We start from the raw sequence: 20,836 nt of genomic DNA on the forward strand, positions 1-20,836 counted from the left end.
ATAGGAGGAGCAGCATGCACAACGATATAGAACGCGTATTAATAACTGAAGCGGACATTGCCGCTAAATGTAAAGAACTTGGAAGTCAGCTGACAAAGGAATATGATGGGCGCTTCCCGCTGGCTGTCGGCGTCCTGAAGGGTGCGCTGCCTTTTATGTCAGATGTTTTGCGTCACATCCATACGCACTTGGAGATGGACTTCATGGACGTATCCAGTTATGGCAACGGCATGCGCTCTTCAGGGGAAGTTAAGATTGTTAAGGATCTGGATACGAAAGTTGAAGGCCGTGATCTCTTGATCGTTGAGGATATCATCGACAGCGGCCTGACCTTAAAATATTTGGTGGATTTATTTAAATATCGCCAGGCAAACTCCATTAAAATTGTTACGATGCTTGATAAACCAACGGGCAGAACGTCACACATTAAAGCCGATATGATGGGGTTTGAAGTACCGAATGAATTTGTCGTTGGCTACGGACTTGATTATCAGGAGAGTTACCGGAATCTGCCGTATATCGGGGTTCTGAAACCGGAAATTTACGGCGGTGACAAAGCGTGAGTAAACGTCTTAAACAAGCTGGATTCAGCCGGCAGATGAGGTAAATACAATTAGTTGTGTAGGCTGTTTTTAATATGGTACTATGATCTATAGTTTTCCCCGCTTGGGAGGAGGTAAGGAATGAATCGTATATTTCGAAATGTCATATTTTATTTACTGATATTTTTAGTTGTTATCGGTGTAATAGGCGTTTTTCAAGGACAAGGCGATGAGAAAAAAGAATATGATTACCAGGCCTTTGTAAATCAGCTGGACAGTGGTGAAATCAGTGAAATGACGATGCAGCCTTCTAATGGCATTATGCGTATCACCGGTGAGTTGTCCGGCGGTAAGGAATTTGTCGCACAGGTTCCTGATACAACAGATATTGTTACGCAAATTACGAGCAAGGCAAAAGGTCAAAGTGAACTTAATGTTGCTGAGGAAGAACAACCAAGCGGCTGGGTTACATTTCTGACAACGATTATTCCATTTCTGATAATAGGACTGTTTTTCTTCTTTATTCTGAGTCAATCACAAGGCGGCGGTGGTGGCGGCCGCGGCGTCATGAATTTTGGCAAGAATAAAGCGAAAATGGCCAGTGATGAACATAAAAAAGTGCGGTTTAAAGATGTTGCTGGGGCAGATGAAGAAAAGCAGGAACTTGTTGAAGTTGTTGACTTTCTGAAGGATCCTCAAAGATTCTCCTCTGTTGGTGCACGCATTCCAAAAGGGGTGCTTCTGGTAGGCCCTCCAGGGACAGGTAAGACATTGCTTGCACGTGCTGTTGCGGGAGAAGCCGGAACACCATTCTTCTCGATCAGCGGGTCAGATTTCGTGGAAATGTTTGTTGGTGTTGGTGCTTCGCGTGTACGTGATTTGTTTGAAAATGCCAAGAAAAACTCACCTTGTATCATCTTCATTGATGAGATTGATGCGGTTGGCAGGCAGCGTGGTGCCGGTGTTGGCGGCGGCCACGATGAACGTGAGCAGACGTTGAACCAGCTTCTGGTTGAAATGGATGGTTTCGGCGTCAATGAAGGCATTATCATTATTGCCGCAACCAACCGTCCGGATATTCTTGACCCGGCTCTCTTGCGTCCTGGACGTTTTGATCGTCAGATTACGGTTCACCGTCCTGATGTGAAAGGACGTGCGGAGGTACTTGAAGTTCATGCCAAGGATAAACCAATGGACGATACCGTTGATATTGACACAATTGCCAGACGTACACCAGGATTCACAGGTGCCGACCTGGAGAATCTGCTGAATGAGGCAGCACTGGTGGCAGTGCGTTCTGACAGAGACAAACTTAACAAAGATGATGTTGATGAAGCGGTTGACCGGGTCATTGCCGGACCGGCTAAACGGAGTAAGGTCATCTCAGAAAAAGAACGCAATATTGTTGCCTATCACGAGAGCGGTCATGCGATCATCGGTCTGGTGCTGGACGGTGCTGACGATGTTCATAAGGTAACGATAGTGCCACGCGGTCAGGCAGGCGGCTATTCGGTTATGCTCCCGCGGGAGGACCGCAGCTTTATGACCAAGCCTGAGCTGTTCGATAAAATTACAGGGCTGCTGGGTGGCCGTGTTGCTGAGGAAGTTATTTTTGGTGAAGTAAGTACAGGTGCTTCTAATGACTTTGAGCGTGCCACTGATATTGCACGCAAGATGATCACAGAATATGGCATGAGCGACAAAATCGGCCCGCTGCAGTTTAAGAGCGGCGGCGGCGGACCTTTCCTTGGCCGGGATATGCAGGAAGATTCAGGATACAGTGATTCAATCGCTTATGAAATTGATAAAGAGATCCAAAACTTTATTAATTCCTGCTATGAACAAGCTAAGTCAATCCTTACCGAACATAAGGATAAACTGGAATTGTTTGCTCAGACATTGAAAGACATCGAAACCATTGATAAGCAGCAGATCACATCTCTCTTTGAAGATGGTGAGCTGCCGGAGCCAGAAGAAGATGATAAATCATCGGCAGATGTTAAGGTTAACATTCAGTCTCAAGATGATGATGATGGCGAACCGGAATTCCAATCCTATGAAGAAGCGAAGGAAGAAGAGAACGAAAAGCGGGAGCAGGAACGCAGCGATGAAACAGACGACGGCGATTCGTCGACTGAAGCAAATCCGGATGACGATAATCAGCGTAAAGACGAATAAATGCCTAATAGACGATACAGCCTCTCAAACAATTGAGGGGCTGTTTTCATCTCAAGTAACATCAGAAAGGCCAATTTTTCATGGGCATACTGTTTTGTGATATAGTAAACAAAAATATCTATAAGGAAGGTTTGGTCGTGAATGCTTTTTGTACTTGATGCAGGCAATACAAACACAGTACTGGGTATTTTTAAGGATGATATATTAATTCACGAATGGCGCATAAAAACAGATCGTTATAAGACGGAAGATGAATTTGCCGCTCTAATCAAGTCACTTATGTGGGATGCAGGCATCTCATTTTCTGATATAAAAGGTGTCATAATATCATCTGTTGTCCCGCCCATTATGTTTGCTCTGGAGAAAATGTGCTCTAAATATTTTGATCTGGAACCGATGGTGGTTGGCAGAGATGCCGTTCACTCGTATTTAGAGATGTCTTATCCTTACCCTGAGGAAATTGGCGCTGACCGGATTGTGAATGCTGTTGGTGCAATTGAGGAATACGAAACGCCGCTGATTATCATTGATTTTGGAACAGCAACGACCTACTGTTATATCAATGACGATGCAGCTTATCATGGCGGCTTGATTGCTCCTGGTATTTTAATCTCGGTGGAAGCTCTTAATAAGCAGGCTTCAAAGCTTCCTAAGATTGAAATCCAGCCGCCTGACCATGCAATCGGCCGGTCCACGGTGGAGGCGATGCAGTCTGGCGTTTTTTATGGCTTTGTTGGTCAGGTTGACGGCATTGTCAGTCGTATGAAGCAGGAAACTGAGAGGGAACCAACTGTCATTGCCACCGGGGGATTGGCATCGCTGATTGCTGATGCATCTGACTCGATTGACTATGCGGATAAGTATTTGACGTTAAAAGGTTTATATCTGATTTATAACAAAAATATGGAACAAAATAATGCTTCGTTTAAAGGAGACTGACGATGAAAGACTATTTAGTAAAGGCAACGGTCTATAACGGAAAAGTTCGTGCGTATGCCATTAACTCAACCGATACAGTGGACGAGGCAAGGCGGCGTCAGGATACGTGGGCAACAGCTTCAGCTGCTATGGGGCGGACGATGACAGTCAGTGCTATGATGGGCGCTATGCTGAAAGGCGATGATACAATTACTGCTAAAGTAGAAGGAGGCGGCCCAATTGGCACCATTGTTGCGGATAGTGACGCGACAGGTGATGTGCGCGGCTATCTCACCAATCCGCATGTTGATTTTGATCTGAATGAACAGGGCAAGCTGGATGTGGCACAGGCCGTTGGTACAGAAGGAACCTTGAGCATTGTCAAAGATTTAGGAATGAAAGAACATTTCACAGGTCAGGTACCAATTGTTTCAGGTGAGATTGGCGACGATTTCACGTACTACTTTGCCAATTCAGAACAAGTGCCCTCAGCGGTCGGCGCCGGTGTCCTGGTCAACCCGGATTTGAGCATACAGGCGTCCGGTGGTTTTATTGTGCAGATCATGCCTGATGCTGAAGATGAGGTCATTAAGCATCTGGAGCAGAAGATTCAGTCCTTTCCGGCTGTTTCGACACTGATCCGAAAAGGCTATTCGCCTGAACAGATACTGGAGGAACTTTTTGGAGATGATGACGTAACAATTCACAGCCGTTTACCAGTCCGTTTCCAGTGCGGGTGCTCGAAAGAACGTGTTGAACGGGCGATCACCGGACTGGGACAGGAGGAAATTCAAAGTATGATTGATGAGGATCATGGCGCGGAAGCTACCTGTCATTTTTGTAACGAGGTCTATCAGTTTTCAGAGCAGGATCTGGAGGAACTCAAAGAATCGATCAGCTGATATGCTGGCTCGAGATTTACTCGGAAAATGATACATTCGTGATGTGAGTTATTTGACATTTTTTTGAGTGAAGCATAGATTATATATAAAACCTATGAGTTTACTCAGGATTTAGGAGGGGTCATGTTGCAGACAGCGAATAGTATAGCTGATCTGATTGGTGAAACACCGATTGTTAAACTGAATCGATCGACTGACGCGAACAGTGCTGAGATTTATTTGAAACTTGAATTTATGAATCCAGGCAGTTCAGTGAAAGATCGTATTTCACTTGCCATGATCGAAGCTGCTGAAAAGAAGGGTGAGCTGAACGAAGGGGACACCATCGTTGAGCCGACAAGCGGTAATACGGGCATCGGACTTGCTATGGTTGGAGCTGCAAAGGGCTACAAGACAATATTGGTAATGCCGGATACAATGAGTCAGGAACGGCGTAACCTGTTGCGCGCTTATGGTGCTGAGCTTGTTCTGACACCAGGTGCCGATGCCATGACGGGCGCTATCAATAAAGCTGAAGAACTTCAGCAGGAATATGGCTATTTCATGCCGCAGCAATTCAGTAACGAGGCTAATGCAGAGGTGCACGAACGCACAACTGGTGAAGAAATTGTCCGGCAGATGGATGAAGGTTTGGATGCCTTTATTTCCGGAGTTGGTACCGGCGGGACAATAACTGGTGCTGGACGGGTGCTTAAACGCCACTATGACGGCATTAAGCTTTATGCTGTTGAACCTGAAGACTCAGCTGTCCTATCTGGTGAATCACCCGCGCCGCATAAGATTCAGGGGCTTGGTGCAGGGTTCGTGCCGGATGTTCTCGATACCAGCGTATATGATGATGTCATTCGTATTTCCAATGATGAATCCTTTCAAACGTCTCGTGAGGTAGCCCGACAAGAAGGCATTCTGGGCGGCATATCTTCTGGAGCAGCTATAGCGGCAGCCCAAAAAGTTGCGCAATCGTTGGGACGGGACAAAAAAGTGCTGGCGATTATACCTGATAATGGGGAACGCTACTTGTCAACGCCACTTTTTCAGTATGATGATTAAAGGGTCTGTCAGGCTGAAGGATTGGCATCAGGTTATCTGATGCTAGTCCTTTTTTTCATGCTGTGATAGGATTAGAGTAAACGTCAGAAAGAAGGCACGCTATGAACTTAACGACTGGTCCTAAAACCCTGAACTTAGCCGATCGGACACATATTATGGGTATTTTGAATGTGACGCCTGACTCCTTTTCCGACGGAGGTCATTATTCAACGGTCGATCACGCTGTTACCCAGGCTGTCTTAATGGAGCGTGAGGGAGCCGATATGATCGATATCGGCGGTGAATCAACGCGTCCGTCTCACGAGCCAGTTTCAGAGAATGAAGAACTCGAACGCATCTTGCCAGTTATTGAGGCTGTTAAGCAGCATGTCCATGTTCCGATTTCCGTTGATACGTATAAAGCCGAGACGGCGCGCCAGGCGATTGCCTCAGGCGCTGATATGATTAATGACATCTGGGGGGCAAAACAGGAACCTGCTATTGCCCGGGTTGCGGCTGAGCATCATGTCCCGATTATCCTGATGCATAATCGGACAAATCAAAACTATACGTCACTTATTTCGGATATGAAGACGGACTTGCAGGAAAGTATAGCTATTGCTCTTGAATCCGGCGTATCTCCCGAGCAGATTGTGCTTGATCCCGGCATCGGATTCGCGAAGACGTCTGCGGATAACGTAACCGTGATGAATCATCTGGATGCGTTCACGGAGCTTGGGTATCCGGTCCTGCTTGGCACATCGCGCAAGTCATTTATCGGTAAAATTCTGGATTTGCCGCCTGATGAGCGCGATAATGGCACCGGAGCAACGACTTGTCTCGGGATCACCAAGGGTGTGCAGATCGTTCGTGTCCATAATGTGAAATTACATGCTGAACTGGCCCGGGTGACAGATGCCATTCTTGGCAAGCAAGGAGTGACCAGTCTTGGATAAAATTATACTTAAGCAAATGATGTTTTACGGTTATCATGGTGTGTATGCTGAAGAGACCAGGCTCGGGCAGCGCTTTTATGTCGATGCCGAATTGATGCTTGATTTACACACTTCGAGCCGCACAGATGATATGCGGGATTCGATTGACTATGGCAAGGTATTTGAAGCGGTGAAAACAGTTGTAGAAGGGAAACCGAAGAATTTAGTTGAAACTGTTGCTGAGGCTATTTCTGACGAATTATTTCGAGCTTTTGACAAGCTTCAGGCCTGTCAATTAAAAGTCACCAAACCAGACCCGCCTATACCCGGCCATTACCAGTCTGTTGGCGTAGAAATTTTCCGGGAGCGTGACATATGAATAACAGCTACATAGCCTTAGGATCAAATATCGAACCCCGGGAAACCTACTTGCAGCAAGCTGTCAGTACTTTGAATAATTGCCCATCTCTAACCGTTGTTAAACAATCATCTGTTTATGAGACTGTGCCCGTTGGTTATACCAAACAGGCAGACTTTTTAAATATGGTTATTGAAGTAGCTTCGTCTCTTTCTGCCCTTGAACTTTTGGATCTCTGCCAGACGATTGAACAAGAGCTCGGAAGGAAACGGACGGTCCGCTTTGGGCCGCGTACAGTGGATCTTGACATTTTAATGCATAATCAGGAGAATAGAGAAACAGAACGACTGACCCTTCCGCATCCGCGCATGCTTGAACGGGCTTTTGTGCTGGTGCCGCTGTGCGAAATTGCACCTGATTTAATGGTGCCGGCGACTGGAAAAACTATATTGGATTATAGGCATGAATTATCCGGAAGCGAAACAGACGGCGTTGTCTTTTGGCCCGGCAGCAATCCGGCAGATGACTAAAAGCATCACCGTTAATTGGAAACTGGACGACTAGAGACTTGCGCGGCGCGGTTACCGGCTGTTTTTCCCCTGAGGCATTTTTCCGTCCAGCTGTTTTGGCTTTTGAAATGTTAATCGATAAGAAATTATTCCGGATGAATTGGAGTGATAATGGTGACAGAAGAATTAAATGATCATATGCGCGCTCGGCGTGAGAAATTGGCCTTTTATCAGGAGAAAAATGTGTCCCCGTTCGGCGGCAGATTTGAACGGACCCATTTTGCCGCGGATCTGATCAGCCAGTATGATCAATTTTCAAAAGAAGAATTGGAAGAAAAAGACGACACAGTAACAATTGCCGGACGTATTATGACAAAACGCGGCAAGGGAAAAGCAGGCTTTGCCCACGTACAGGACTTAAGCGGCCAAATTCAGATCTATGTCCGGAAAGATATGATTGGTGAAGACGCTTATGAGATTTTCCAGTCTGCTGACATGGGTGATATTGTCGGTGTTACCGGTGTAATGTTTAAAACAAAAGTTGGCGAACTGTCTGTGAAAGCATCAGAATTTACACTGCTCAGCAAATCGTTAAGACCTCTTCCGGAAAAGTATCACGGGCTGAAGGATGTTGAGCAGCGTTACCGTCAGCGTTATCTTGATTTAATTACCAACCCGTCCAGTAAAGAAACATTTATCCTGCGCAGTAAGATTATACGCTCAATGCGCCGTTATCTGGATGAACGAGACTTTCTTGAAGTGGAAACACCGATGATGCATGGTATTCCAGGAGGGGCATCCGCCCGACCATTTAAGACATACCATAATGCCCTGGAAATGCCGCTGTATATGCGAATCGCCATCGAATTACATTTGAAACGACTGATCGTTGGCGGTATGGAAAAGGTGTATGAAATTGGGCGTGTATTTCGTAATGAAGGGGTATCGACCCGGCACAATCCGGAATTTACGATGATGGAGCTGTATGAAGCGTACAGTGACTTCACCGATATTATGACACTGACAGAAAATCTTCTGTCTCATATTGCCCAAGACGTTCTTGGAAGTACACGGATTCAGTATGGAGAAGACACTATTGAGTTGGAACCGGAATGGCAGCGACTGCATATCGTTGATGCTGTTAAGGCGTACACGGGTGTTGACTTCTGGCCGGATATGAGTGACGAAGAAGCGCGGGAATTGGCCCGGGAGAATGGTATTGAAATTGAGGACACGATGACATATGGTCATGTTCTTAATGAATTCTTTGAACAAAAAGTAGAGGAATCGCTGGTGCAGCCGACGTTTATTTACGGCCACCCCGTAGCAATATCCCCGCTTGCAAAACGGAATGAAACAGATGCGAGGTTCACGGACCGCTTCGAATTGTTTATCGTTGGCCGGGAGCACGCGAATGCATTCAGCGAATTAAATGATCCGATTGACCAGCGTGAACGTTTTGAAGCACAAGTGAAAGAACGAGCGGAAGGCAATGATGAGGCTCACTTAATGGATGAAGACTTCCTGGAGGCACTGGAATATGGAATGCCTCCAACAGGTGGATTAGGGATTGGAATTGATCGCTTAGTGATGCTTTTAACCAATTCCCCGTCTATTCGGGATGTATTGCTGTTTCCGTTGATGCGCAGTAAATAATGGCGTACTGCACGCTGTCCATAGGGGAGATAGCCCCGGTCAGGGCTGACTTAAGGTTTTGATCGGGGTATTCAGCCTCTTAGGCCATCTGGTTTGCAGCAATTGTGCAGACGCACAGTCGGCTGAAAGTTATACAGTAAATGATGTGTTAAGCAGAGATTGCTGGATACAACAACACAGTTGCACGTCATACAGCTTTTGCTATAGACTGTTTATCTGACCCTTCATAAGCACGTACAGACTGTCTATCGTTAAATAAGGGTTTATCAATAAAAAATAATAACTTTTTTGTTTAAACCTATTGATTCAGGCTGAAATTCGTGGTAAATTAACAAATGTCGCGTTAAGAGACGTGATCAGCAATAAAAAAACAAAAAATCATTGTTGACTACATTGTTGAAAGATGTTATATTAATTAAGTCGCTTTTGAGAGGCGGCATCCGATTTGCTCCTTGAAAACTGAACAAAACAACCAGCCTGAAACAGATGTCAGGTAAGAGGCTCCCGGTCATATGTATTCATATGATTGGATGAAGCTTTTTGAGACATTATGAACGCTGAGATAAAACGATTGATCGGTGTCAGTCGTTTGCATCTCTCTTATTTATTGGAGAGTTTGATCTTGGCTCAGGACGAACGCTGGCGGCGTGCCTAATACATGCAAGTCGAGCGCGGGAAGCAAGCAGATCCCCTTCGGGGATGATGCCTGTGGAACGAGCGGCGGACGGGTGAGTATCACGTGGGCAACCTGCCTGTAAGACCGGGATAACTCGTGGAAACGCGAGCTAAAACCGGATAACACCTCTCACCGCATGGTGAGGGATTGAAAGGCGGCCTCAGGCTGCCACTTACAGATGGGCCCGCGGCGCATTAGTTAGTTGGTGGGATCAAAGCCTACCAAGGCCACGATGCGTAGCCGACCTGAGAGGGTGATCGGCCACACTGGAACTGAGACACGGTCCAGACTCCTACGGGAGGCAGCAGTAGGGAATCATCCGCAATGGACGAAAGTCTGACGGTGCAACGCCGCGTGAGTGAAGAAGGTCCTTGGATCGTAAAACTCTGTTGTCAGGGAAGAACAGATACTGTTCAAACAGGGCAGTATTTTGACGGTACCTGACCAGAAAGCCCCGGCTAACTACGTGCCAGCAGCCGCGGTAATACGTAGGGGGCAAGCGTTGTCCGGAATTATTGGGCGTAAAGGGCGCGCAGGCGGTCTTTTAAGTCTGATGTGAAAGCCCGCGGCTTAACCGCGGCAGGTCATTGGAAACTGGAGGACTTGAGTACAGAAGAGGAGAGTGGAATTCCACGTGTAGCGGTGAAATGCGTAGAGATGTGGAGGAACACCAGTGGCGAAGGCGACTCTCTGGGCTGTAACTGACGCTGAGGCGCGAAAGCGTGGATAGCGAACAGGATTAGATACCCTGGTAGTCCACGCCGTAAACGTTGAGTGCTAGGTGTTAGGGGGTTTCCGCCCCTTAGTGCTGAAGTTAACGCATTAAGCACTCCGCCTGGGGATTACGGCCGCAAGGCTGAAACTCAAAAGAATTGACGGGGGCCCGCACAAGCGGTGGAGCATGTGGTTTAATTCGAAGCAACGCGGAGAACCTTACCAGGTCTTGACATCCTCTGATGGCGGTAGAGATACCGTGTTCCCTTCGGGGACAGAGTGACAGGTGGTGCATGGTTGTCGTCAGCTCGTGTCGTGAGATGTTGGGTTAAGTCCCGTAACGAGCGCAACCCTTAAGCTTAGTTGCCAGCATTAAGTTGGGCACTCTAAGGTGACTGCCGGTGACAAACCGGAGGAAGGCGGGGATGACGTCAAATCATCATGCCCCTTATGACCTGGGCTACACACGTGCTACAATGGATGGTACAAAGGGGCGCGAAGCCGTGAGGTGAAGCAAATCCCATAAAACCATTCCCAGTTCGGATTGCAGGCTGCAACTCGCCTGTATGAAGCCGGAATCGCTAGTAATCGCGGATCAGAATGCCGCGGTGAATACGTTCCCGGGCCTTGTACACACCGCCCGTCACACCACGAGAGTTGGCAACACCCGAAGTCGGTGAGGCAACCTTTTTGGAGCCAGCCGCCGAAGGTGGGGCCAACGATTGGGGTGAAGTCGTAACAAGGTAGCCGTATCGGAAGGTGCGGCTGGATCACCTCCTTTCTAAGGAAGATATTATACGGAAGCCGGTGCTTGTCGCTTAGCGCGGCAGTATCGGCCGGACCGATATCTGTTTTCAGCTACTCTGGTTGTTTGGTTCAGTTTTGAGGGAGCAAACCCTCATCTGTCTAAGTTATCACATACTGTGATGCTTGCAGATAGAAGCCTTGTGCAGAGATGCACATTTGCACCTTGAAAACTAAATAAGAGCAAACCATTCAAGACGACATCCAGACGTTCGTTTAAACGAATGTTTTATTAAGTTAAGTGATCAAGGGCGCACGGTGAATGCCTTGGCACCAGGAGCCGAAGAAGGACGGGACTAACACCGATATGCCTCGGGGAGTCGTAAGCAGACTGTGATCCGGGGATTTCCGAATGGGGCAACCCACTGTCCGTAATGGGACAGTGCCTGTGTCTGAATTCATAGGGCGCAGGTGGCATACCCGGGGAACTGAAACATCTCAGTACCCGGAGGAAAAGAAAGCAAACGCGATTTCCTGAGTAGCGGCGAGCGAAACGGAAGCAGCCCAAACCGGAAAGCTTGCTTTCCGGGGTTGTAAGGACACGCCATCGGAGTTATCAAGAAATGGCTTAGGCGAATTGATTTGGAATGATCAGCCAAAGAGGGTAAGAGCCCTGTAGCCGAAAAGCGATTTCCTCCGGCGTGGATCCTGAGTACGGCGGAACACGTGACATTCCGTCGGAATACGGGAGGACCATCTCCCAAGGCTAAATACAACCTGGTGACCGATAGTGAACCAGTACCGTGAGGGAAAGGTGAAAAGCACCCCGGAAGGGGAGTGAAAGAGAACCTGAAACCGTGTGCCTACAAGTAGTCGGAGCCCGTTAATGGGTGACGGCGTACCTTTTGCAGAATGGACCGGCGAGTTGCGATCGTATGCAAGGTTAAGTGGAAGACACGGAGCCTGAGCGAAAGCGAGTCTGAACAGGGCGATTTGAGTATACGGTCGCAGACCCGAAACCGTGTGATCTACCCATGCCCAGGGTGAAGGTCAGGTAACACTGACTGGAGGCCCGAACCCACGTATGCTGAAAAATGCGGGGATGAGGCGTGGGTAGGGGTGAAATGCCAATCGAACACGGATATAGCTGGTTCTCTCCGAAATAGCTTTCGGGCTAGCCTCAAGGAGCGTGTACCGGAGGTAGAGCACTGATTGAACGAGGGGCCCTCACCGGGTTACCGAATTCAGTCAAACTCCGAATGCCGGCTACATAGCCTTGGGAGTCAGACTGTGGGTGATAAGGTTCATGGTCGAGAGGGAAACAGCCCAGACCGCCAGCTAAGGTCCCTAAGTATACGTTAAGTGGAAAAGGATGTGGCGTTGCTCAGACAACCAGTATGTTGGCTTAGAAGCAGCCACCATTTAAAGAGTGCGTAATAGCTCACTGGTCGAGTGACTCTGCGCCGAAAATGTACCGGGGCTAAACGTATCACCGAAGCTGCGGATTGTTCTTCGGAACAATGGTAGGAGAGCGTTCCAAATGCTGTGAAGTCAGACCGTGAGGACTGGTGGAGCGTTTGGAAGTGAGAATGCCGGTATGAGTAACGAAAAAAGAGTGAGAATCTCTTTCACCGAATGCCTAAGGTTTCCTGAGGAAGGCTCGTCCGCTCAGGGTTAGTCGGGACCTAAGCCGAGGCCGAAAGGCGTAGGCGATGGGTAACAGGCCGACATTCCTGTACCACCTCGTGAGCATTTGAATGATGGGGAAACGCAGAAGGATAAGGAATGCGCACTGTCGGAAATGTGCGTCCAAGCAGTGAGGAAATTGGTCAGGCAAATCCGGCCAATGGTTCCAGGCTGTGACGGGGAGGGAAATTGAGTACCGAAGTTCCTGACTTCACACTGCCAAGAAAAACCTCTAGTGAGTTCACAGGTGCCCGTACCGCAAACCGACACAGGTAGGCAGGGAGAGTATCCTAAGGTGAGCGGGAGAACTCTCGTTAAGGAACTCGGCAAAATGACCCCGTAACTTTGGGAGAAGGGGTGCTCAGGGCCGAGTCCTGAGCCGCAGTGAAGAAGCCCAAGCGACTGTTTACCAAAAACACAGGTCTCTGCGAAGCCGCAAGGCGACGTATAGGGGCTGACATCTGCCCGGTGCTGGAAGGTTAAGGGGAAGCGTTAGCGCCTCTGGCGCGAAGCGGCGAACCGAAGCCCCAGTGAACGGCGGCCGTAACTATAACGGTCCTAAGGTAGCGAAATTCCTTGTCGGGTAAGTTCCGACCCGCACGAAAGGTGCAACGACTTGGGCACTGTCTCAACGAGAGACCCGGTGAAATTATACGATGCGTGAAAATGCGCATTACCCGCGACAGGACGAAAAGACCCCGTGGAGCTTTACTGCACCTTGACATTGAATGTTGGTACAGCTTGTACAGGATAGGTGGGAGCCGTGGAAACGTGAGCGCGAGCTTACGTGGAGGCACCCGTGGGATACCACCCTGGCTGTACGAACATTCTAACCCTGGACCGTGATCCGGTCCGGAGACAGTGTCAGGCAGGCAGTTTGACTGGGGCGGTCGCCTCCTAAAAGGTAACGGAGGCGCCCAAAGGTTCCCTCAGAATGGCTGGAAATCATTCGTAAGCGTGCAAAGGCACAAGGGAGCTTGACTGCGAGACCTACATGTCGAGCAGGGACGAAAGTCGGGCTTAGTGATCCGGTGGTTCCGCATGGAAGGGCCATCGCTCAACGGATAAAAGCTACCCCGGGGATAACAGGCTTATCTCCCCCAAGAGTTCACATCGACGGGGAGGTTTGGCACCTCGATGTCGGCTCATCGCATCCTGGGGCTGTAGTCGGTCCCAAGGGTTGGGCTGTTCGCCCATTAAAGCGGTACGCGAGCTGGGTTCAGAACGTCGTGAGACAGTTCGGTCTCTATCCGTCGCGGGCGCTGGAAGTCTGAGAGGAGCTGTCCTTAGTACGAGAGGACCGGGATGGACACACCGCTGGTGCACCAGTTGTTCCGCCAGGAGCACGGCTGGGTAGCTACGTGTGGTCAGGATAAGTGCTGAAAGCATCTAAGCATGAAGCCCCCCTCAAGATGAAACTTCCCATCACGTCCAGTGAGTAAGATCCCTCAAAGACGATGAGGTTGATAGGTCCGGGGTGGAAGCGTGGCGACACGTGAAGCTGACGGATACTAATCGATCGAGGACTTAACTAACAGGATGCAGCTTGATGGTTCTCTTATTTAGTTTTCAGGGTGTAAAGGTTTAAAAAACCTCTTGCATTTTGAATTAAAAATGCTTATAATGGTTTCTGTGCTTCATTAGAATAAAAAACAGCATAAGGTCTGGTGGCGATAGCGGAGAGGACACACCTGTTTCCATGCCGAACACAGCAGTTAAGCTCTCCAGCGCCGATGGTAGTTGGGGTTTGACCCCTGCAAGAGTAGGACGCTGCCAGGCAATATTTAATAAATATTATATAATCATGGGAGGATTAGCTCAGCTGGGAGAGCGCTTGCCTTACAAGCAAGATGTCACTGGTTCGAGCCCAGTATCCTCCACCATGCCGGTCTAGCTCAATTGGCAGAGCAACTGACTTGTAATCAGTAGGTTGGGGGTTCAATTCCTCTGGCCGGCACCAGTTCTTAAAAGATAATAATTTTAGTTCTCAATCACTTATATTAACTAATTGTTATTAGTGATTAGCTGATCGGGCGCTGCATTTAAAACGTTTAGTATACTTGCAGAGCAATATGTAAAGTTTAACAGTAATAACTAAATGCGAGCCATTAGCTCAGTCGGTAGAGCATCTGACTTTTAATCAGAGGGTCGCAGGTTCGATTCCTGCATGGCTCACCAGATTTGCGGGTGTGGCGGAATCGGCAGACGCGCTAGATTTAGGATCTAGTGTCTTACGACGTGAGGGTTCAAGTCCCTCCGCCCGCACCACATAGGATTTATTGTTATTCGCGGAAGTAGTTCAGTGGTAGAACACCACCTTGCCAAGGTGGGGGTCGCGGGTTCGAATCCCGTCTTCCGCTCTTTATTGCTAAATCCATCCAAAGCCGGGGTGGCGGAATTGGCAGACGCACAGGACTTAAAATCCTGCGGTAGGTTTCCTACCGTGCCGGTTCGAGTCCGGCCCTCGGCACCAGTAGCGCCCGTAGCGCAATTGGACAGAGCGTCTGACTACGAATCAGAAGGTTAGAGGTTCGAATCCTCTCGGGCGCACCATATTTACGGGAAGTAGCTCAGCTTGGTAGAGCACGTGGTTTGGGACCATGTGGCCGCAGGTTCAAATCCTGTCTTCCCGACCATTCGGGGCCTTAGCTCAGCTGGGAGAGCACCTGTTTTGCACACAGGAGGTCAGCGGTTCGATCCCGCTAGGCTCCACCATAATTAAAATTATCTATTGACGTAAGAGTTAAAGGATGTTATATTAATTAAGTCGCTTTTGAGAGGCGGCATCCGATTTGCTCCTTGAAAACTGAACAAAACAACCAGCCTGAAACAGATGTCAGGTAAGAGGCTCCCGGTCATATGTGTTCATATGATTGGATGAAGCTTTTTGAGACATTATGAACGCTGAGATAAAACGATTGATCGGTGTCAGTCGTTTGCATCTCTCTTATTTATTGGAGAGTTTGATCTTGGCTCAGGACGAACGCTGGCGGCGTGCCTAATACATGCAAGTCGAGCGCGGGAAGCAAGCAGATCCCCTTCGGGGGTGATGCCTGTGGAACGAGCGGCGGACGGGTGAGTATCACGTGGGCAACCTGCCTGTAAGACCGGGATAACTCGTGGAAACGCGAGCTAAAACCGGATAACACCTCTCACCGCATGGTGAGGGATTGAAAGGCGGCTTTAAGCTGCCACTTACAGATGGGCCCGCGGCGCATTAGTTAGTTGGTGGGATCAAAGCCTACCAAGGCCACGATGCGTAGCCGACCTGAGAGGGTGATCGGCCACACTGGAACTGAGACACGGTCCAGACTCCTACGGGAGGCAGCAGTAGGGAATCATCCGCAATGGACGAAAGTCTGACGGTGCAACGCCGCGTGAGTGAAGAAGGTCCTTGGATCGTAAAACTCTGTTGTCAGGGAAGAACAGATACTGTTCAAACAGGGCAGTATTTTGACGGTACCTGACCAGAAAGCCCCGGCTAACTACGTGCCAGCAGCCGCGGTAATACGTAGGGGGCAAGCGTTGTCCGGAATTATTGGGCGTAAAGGGCGCGCAGGCGGTCTTTTAAGTCTGATGTGAAAGCCCGCGGCTTAACCGCGGCAGGTCATTGGAAACTGGAGGACTTGAGTACAGAAGAGGAGAGTGGAATTCCACGTGTAGCGGTGAAATGCGTAGAGATGTGGAGGAACACCAGTGGCGAAGGCGACTCTCTGGGCTGTAACTGACGCTGAGGCGCGAAAGCGTGGATAGCGAACAGGATTAGATACCCTGGTAGTCCACGCCGTAAACGTTGAGTGCTAGGTGTTAGGGGGTTTCCGCCCCTTAGTGCTGAAGTTAACGCATTAAGCACTCCGCCTGGGGATTACGGCCGCAAGGCTGAAACTCAAAAGAATTGACGGGGGCCCGCACAAGCGGTGGAGCATGTGGTTTAATTCGAAGCAACGCGGAGAACCTTACCAGGTCTTGACATCCTCTGATGGCGGTAGAGATACCGTGTTCCCTTCGGGGACAGAGTGACAGGTGGTGCATGGTTGTCGTCAGCTCGTGTCGTGAGATGTTGGGTTAAGTCCCGTAACGAGCGCAACCCTTAAGCTTAGTTGCCAGCATTAAGTTGGGCACTCTAAGGTGACTGCCGGTGACAAACCGGAGGAAGGCGGGGATGACGTCAAATCATCATGCCCCTTATGACCTGGGCTACACACGTGCTACAATGGATGGTACAAAGGGACGCGAAGCCGTGAGGTGAAGCAAATCCCATAAAACCATTCCCAGTTCGGATTGCAGGCTGCAACTCGCCTGTATGAAGCCGGAATCGCTAGTAATCGCGGATCAGAATGCCGCGGTGAATACGTTCCCGGGCCTTGTACACACCGCCCGTCACACCACGAGAGTTGGCAACACCCGAAGTCGGTGAGGCAACCTTTTTGGAGCCAGCCGCCGAAGGTGGGGCCAACGATTGGGGTGAAGTCGTAACAAGGTAGCCGTATCGGAAGGTGCGGCTGGATCACCTCCTTTCTAAGGAAGATATTATACGGAAGACGGTGCTTGTCGCTTAGCGCGGCAGTATCGGCCGGACCGATATCTGTTTTCAGCTACTCTGGTTGTTTGGTTCAGTTTTGAGGGAGCAAACCCTCATCTGTCTAAGTTATCACATACTGTGATGCTTGCAGATAGAAGCCTTGTGCAGAGATGCACATTTGCACCTTGAAAACTAAATAAGAGCAAACCATTCAAGACGACATCCAGACGTTCGTTTAAACGAATGTTTTATTAAGTTAAGTGATCAAGGGCGCACGGTGAATGCCTTGGCACCAGGAGCCGAAGAAGGACGGGACTAACACCGATATGCCTCGGGGAGTCGTAAGCAGACTGTGATCCGGGGATTTCCGAATGGGGCAACCCACTGTCCGTAATGGGACAGTGCCTGTGTCTGAATTCATAGGGCGCAGGTGGCATACCCGGGGAACTGAAACATCTCAGTACCCGGAGGAAAAGAAAGCAAACGCGATTTCCTGAGTAGCGGCGAGCGAAACGGAAGCAGCCCAAACCGGAAAGCTTGCTTTCCGGGGTTGTAAGGACACGCCATCGGAGTTATCAAGAAATGGCTTAGGCGAATTGATTTGGAATGATCAGCCAAAGAGGGTAAGAGCCCTGTAGCCGAAAAGCGATTTCCTCCGGCGTGGATCCTGAGTACGGCGGAACACGTGACATTCCGTCGGAATACGGGAGGACCATCTCCCAAGGCTAAATACAACCTGGTGACCGATAGTGAACCAGTACCGTGAGGGAAAGGTGAAAAGCACCCCGGAAGGGGAGTGAAAGAGAACCTGAAACCGTGTGCCTACAAGTAGTCGGAGCCCGTTAATGGGTGACGGCGTACCTTTTGCAGAATGGACCGGCGAGTTGCGATCGTATGCAAGGTTAAGTGGAAGACACGGAGCCTGAGCGAAAGCGAGTCTGAACAGGGCGATTTGAGTATACGGTCGCAGACCCGAAACCGTGTGATCTACCCATGCCCAGGGTGAAGGTCAGGTAACACTGACTGGAGGCCCGAACCCACGTATGCTGAAAAATGCGGGGATGAGGCGTGGGTAGGGGTGAAATGCCAATCGAACACGGATATAGCTGGTTCTCTCCGAAATAGCTTTCGGGCTAGCCTCAAGGAGCGTGTACCGGAGGTAGAGCACTGATTGAACGAGGGGCCCTCACCGGGTTACCGAATTCAGTCAAACTCCGAATGCCGGCTACATAGCCTTGGGAGTCAGACTGTGGGTGATAAGGTTCATGGTCGAGAGGGAAACAGCCCAGACCGCCAGCTAAGGTCCCTAAGTATACGTTAAGTGGAAAAGGATGTGGCGTTGCTCAGACAACCAGTATGTTGGCTTAGAAGCAGCCACCATTTAAAGAGTGCGTAATAGCTCACTGGTCGAGTGACTCTGCGCCGAAAATGTACCGGGGCTAAACGTATCACCGAAGCTGCGGATTGTTCTTCGGAACAATGGTAGGAGAGCGTTCCAAATGCTGCGAAGTCAGACCGTGAGGACTGGTGGAGCGTTTGGAAGTGAGAATGCCGGTATGAGTAACGAAAAAAGAGTGAGAATCTCTTTCACCGAATGCCTAAGGTTTCCTGAGGAAGGCTCGTCCGCTCAGGGTTAGTCGGGACCTAAGCCGAGGCCGAAAGGCGTAGGCGATGGGTAACAGGCCGACATTCCTGTACCACCTCGTGAGCATTTGAATGATGGGGAAACGCAGAAGGATAAGGAATGCGCACTGTCGGAAATGTGCGTCCAAGCAGTGAGGAAATTGGTCAGGCAAATCCGGCCAATGGTTCCAGGCTGTGACGGGGAGGGAAATTGAGTACCGAAGTTCCTGACTTCACACTGCCAAGAAAAACCTCTAGTGAGTTCACAGGTGCCCGTACCGCAAACCGACACAGGTAGGCAGGGAGAGTATCCTAAGGTGAGCGGGAGAACTCTCGTTAAGGAACTCGGCAAAATGACCCCGTAACTTTGGGAGAAGGGGTGCTCAGGGCCGAGTCCTGAGCCGCAGTGAAGAAGCCCAAGCGACTGTTTACCAAAAACACAGGTCTCTGCGAAGCCGCAAGGCGACGTATAGGGGCTGACATCTGCCCGGTGCTGGAAGGTTAAGGGGAAGCGTTAGCGCCTCTGGCGCGAAGCGGCGAACCGAAGCCCCAGTGAACGGCGGCCGTAACTATAACGGTCCTAAGGTAGCGAAATTCCTTGTCGGGTAAGTTCCGACCCGCACGAAAGGTGCAACGACTTGGGCACTGTCTCAACGAGAGACCCGGTGAAATTATACGATGCGTGAAAATGCGCATTACCCGCGACAGGACGAAAAGACCCCGTGGAGCTTTACTGCACCTTGACATTGAATGTTGGTACAGCTTGTACAGGATAGGTGGGAGCCGTGGAAACGTGAGCGCGAGCTTACGTGGAGGCACCCGTGGGATACCACCCTGGCTGTACGAACATTCTAACCCTGGACCGTGATCCGGTCCGGAGACAGTGTCAGGCAGGCAGTTTGACTGGGGCGGTCGCCTCCTAAAAGGTAACGGAGGCGCCCAAAGGTTCCCTCAGAATGGCTGGAAATCATTCGTAAGCGTGCAAAGGCACAAGGGAGCTTGACTGCGAGACCTACATGTCGAGCAGGGACGAAAGTCGGGCTTAGTGATCCGGTGGTTCCGCATGGAAGGGCCATCGCTCAACGGATAAAAGCTACCCCGGGGATAACAGGCTTATCTCCCCCAAGAGTTCACATCGACGGGGAGGTTTGGCACCTCGATGTCGGCTCATCGCATCCTGGGGCTGTAGTCGGTCCCAAGGGTTGGGCTGTTCGCCCATTAAAGCGGTACGCGAGCTGGGTTCAGAACGTCGTGAGACAGTTCGGTCTCTATCCGTCGCGGGCGCTGGAAGTCTGAGAGGAGCTGTCCTTAGTACGAGAGGACCGGGATGGACACACCGCTGGTGCACCAGTTGTTCCGCCAGGAGCACGGCTGGGTAGCTACGTGTGGTCAGGATAAGTGCTGAAAGCATCTAAGCATGAAGCCCCCCTCAAGATGAAACTTCCCATCACGTCCAGTGAGTAAGATCCCTCAAAGACGATGAGGTTGATAGGTCCGGGGTGGAAGCGTGGCGACACGTGAAGCTGACGGATACTAATCGATCGAGGACTTAACTAACAGGATGCAGCTTGATGGTTCTCTTATTTAGTTTTCAGGGTGCAAAGCTTTAAAAAACCTCTTGCATTTTGAATTAAAAATGCTTATAATGGTTTCTGTGCTTCATTAGGATAAAAAATAGCATAAGGTCTGGTGGCGATAGCGGAGAGGACACACCTGTTTCCATGCCGAACACAGCAGTTAAGCTCTCCAGCGCCGATGGTAGTTGGGGTTTGACCCCTGCAAGAGTAGGATGCTGCCAGGCAATACAAAAGGGCTGACCTTTAATGGATCAGCTCTTTTATTTT

9 protein-coding genes, 9 tRNA genes and 6 rRNA genes are annotated in these 20,836 nt (G+C 49.7%); all 24 read left to right on the forward strand.

Translation table 11 applies throughout. The features are described 5' to 3' along the window. The first annotated feature begins 14 nt into the window (after positions 1 to 14). The 24 genes from hpt (at position 15) to rrf (ACZ444_RS01145) (ending at position 20,793) form a co-directional block, all read left to right on the forward strand. Entirely contained in the window at positions 15 to 563 is a 549-nt protein-coding gene (gene hpt, locus ACZ444_RS01030; RefSeq protein WP_382358095.1) for a hypoxanthine phosphoribosyltransferase, read from the forward strand. Positions 564 to 683: 120 nt separating this feature from the next. Continuing rightward, a complete protein-coding gene (gene ftsH / locus ACZ444_RS01035; RefSeq protein ID WP_382358096.1) occupies positions 684 to 2,720 on the forward strand; it encodes an ATP-dependent zinc metalloprotease FtsH in 2,037 nt (678 codons plus the stop codon). A gap of 141 nt (positions 2,721 to 2,861) precedes the next feature. Further along, positions 2,862 to 3,659, forward strand: a complete 798-nt coding sequence (locus ACZ444_RS01040) for a type III pantothenate kinase (protein ID WP_382358097.1) — start codon at positions 2,862 to 2,864, stop codon at positions 3,657 to 3,659. 2 nt (positions 3,660 to 3,661) lie between these two features. Further along, positions 3,662 to 4,540 (forward strand): Hsp33 family molecular chaperone HslO, encoded by an 879-nt coding sequence (hslO, locus tag ACZ444_RS01045; protein WP_382358098.1) that lies wholly within the window; start codon positions 3,662 to 3,664, stop codon positions 4,538 to 4,540. A gap of 123 nt (positions 4,541 to 4,663) precedes the next feature. Then, positions 4,664 to 5,590, forward strand: coding sequence for a cysteine synthase A (cysK, locus tag ACZ444_RS01050; RefSeq protein ID WP_382358099.1), 927 nt, complete (start codon positions 4,664 to 4,666; stop codon positions 5,588 to 5,590). Between the two features lie 101 nt (positions 5,591 to 5,691). Continuing rightward, positions 5,692 to 6,525 carry a dihydropteroate synthase gene (folP, locus tag ACZ444_RS01055; protein ID WP_382358100.1) on the forward strand — a complete coding sequence of 278 codons (834 nt, stop codon included), beginning with the start codon at positions 5,692 to 5,694 and terminating at the stop codon, positions 6,523 to 6,525. Continuing rightward, positions 6,518 to 6,883 carry a dihydroneopterin aldolase gene (folB, locus tag ACZ444_RS01060; protein ID WP_382358101.1) on the forward strand — a complete coding sequence of 122 codons (366 nt, stop codon included), beginning with the start codon at positions 6,518 to 6,520 and terminating at the stop codon, positions 6,881 to 6,883. Before folP ends, folB begins: the two co-directional genes overlap by 8 nt. Further along, entirely contained in the window at positions 6,880 to 7,392 is a 513-nt protein-coding gene (gene folK, locus ACZ444_RS01065) for a 2-amino-4-hydroxy-6-hydroxymethyldihydropteridine diphosphokinase (RefSeq protein ID WP_382358102.1), read from the forward strand. The genes folB and folK overlap by 4 nt, the downstream gene beginning before the upstream one ends. A gap of 153 nt (positions 7,393 to 7,545) precedes the next feature. After that, on the forward strand, positions 7,546 to 9,027 hold the full coding sequence (lysS, locus tag ACZ444_RS01070) for a lysine--tRNA ligase (RefSeq protein WP_382358104.1): 1,482 nt from the start codon (positions 7,546 to 7,548) through the stop codon (positions 9,025 to 9,027). 604 nt (positions 9,028 to 9,631) lie between these two features. Beyond that, positions 9,632 to 11,198, forward strand: a 16S ribosomal RNA gene (locus ACZ444_RS01075). A 258-nt stretch (positions 11,199 to 11,456) separates the two neighbouring features. Continuing rightward, positions 11,457 to 14,382, forward strand: a 23S ribosomal RNA gene (locus ACZ444_RS01080). Between the two features lie 128 nt (positions 14,383 to 14,510). Beyond that, a 5S ribosomal RNA gene (gene rrf / locus ACZ444_RS01085) occupies positions 14,511 to 14,626 on the forward strand. Between the two features lie 28 nt (positions 14,627 to 14,654). Then, a tRNA-Val gene (locus ACZ444_RS01090) sits at positions 14,655 to 14,730 on the forward strand. Position 14,731: 1 nt separating this feature from the next. Next, positions 14,732 to 14,807: transfer RNA gene (locus tag ACZ444_RS01095), tRNA-Thr, on the forward strand. A gap of 142 nt (positions 14,808 to 14,949) precedes the next feature. After that, positions 14,950 to 15,025, forward strand: a tRNA-Lys gene (locus ACZ444_RS01100). Between the two features lie 5 nt (positions 15,026 to 15,030). Further along, positions 15,031 to 15,115, forward strand: a tRNA-Leu gene (locus ACZ444_RS01105). A gap of 20 nt (positions 15,116 to 15,135) precedes the next feature. After that, positions 15,136 to 15,207, forward strand: a tRNA-Gly gene (locus ACZ444_RS01110). Positions 15,208 to 15,230: 23 nt separating this feature from the next. Beyond that, positions 15,231 to 15,320: transfer RNA gene (locus ACZ444_RS01115), tRNA-Leu, on the forward strand. Between the two features lie 3 nt (positions 15,321 to 15,323). Then, positions 15,324 to 15,400, forward strand: a tRNA-Arg gene (locus ACZ444_RS01120). A gap of 6 nt (positions 15,401 to 15,406) precedes the next feature. After that, a tRNA-Pro gene (locus ACZ444_RS01125) sits at positions 15,407 to 15,483 on the forward strand. A 3-nt stretch (positions 15,484 to 15,486) separates the two neighbouring features. Continuing rightward, a tRNA-Ala gene (locus tag ACZ444_RS01130) sits at positions 15,487 to 15,562 on the forward strand. Between the two features lie 236 nt (positions 15,563 to 15,798). Continuing rightward, a 16S ribosomal RNA gene (locus ACZ444_RS01135) occupies positions 15,799 to 17,365 on the forward strand. A 258-nt stretch (positions 17,366 to 17,623) separates the two neighbouring features. Then, a 23S ribosomal RNA gene (locus tag ACZ444_RS01140) occupies positions 17,624 to 20,549 on the forward strand. Positions 20,550 to 20,677: 128 nt separating this feature from the next. Further along, positions 20,678 to 20,793: ribosomal RNA gene (gene rrf, locus ACZ444_RS01145) — 5S ribosomal RNA — on the forward strand. The 16S, 23S and 5S rRNA genes sit together here with 9 tRNA genes alongside, the layout of an rRNA operon. Positions 20,794 to 20,836: the final 43 nt, after the last annotated feature.

The sequence above is a fragment of the Lentibacillus kimchii genome (genome assembly GCF_055381965.1).

Bases quoted from the DNA above. Each gene is read 5' to 3' on its own strand.
- hpt (WP_382358095.1), top strand. From the start codon at position 15: ATGCACAACGATATAGAACGCGTATTAATAACTGAAGCGGACATTGCC.
- ftsH (WP_382358096.1), top strand. From the start codon at position 684: ATGAATCGTATATTTCGAAATGTCATATTTTATTTACTGATATTTTTA.
- ACZ444_RS01040 (WP_382358097.1), top strand. From the start codon at position 2,862: ATGCTTTTTGTACTTGATGCAGGCAATACAAACACAGTACTGGGTATT.
- hslO (WP_382358098.1), top strand. From the start codon at position 3,662: ATGAAAGACTATTTAGTAAAGGCAACGGTCTATAACGGAAAAGTTCGT.
- cysK (WP_382358099.1), top strand. From the start codon at position 4,664: ATGTTGCAGACAGCGAATAGTATAGCTGATCTGATTGGTGAAACACCG.
- folP (WP_382358100.1), top strand. From the start codon at position 5,692: ATGAACTTAACGACTGGTCCTAAAACCCTGAACTTAGCCGATCGGACA.
- folK (WP_382358102.1), top strand. From the start codon at position 6,880: ATGAATAACAGCTACATAGCCTTAGGATCAAATATCGAACCCCGGGAA.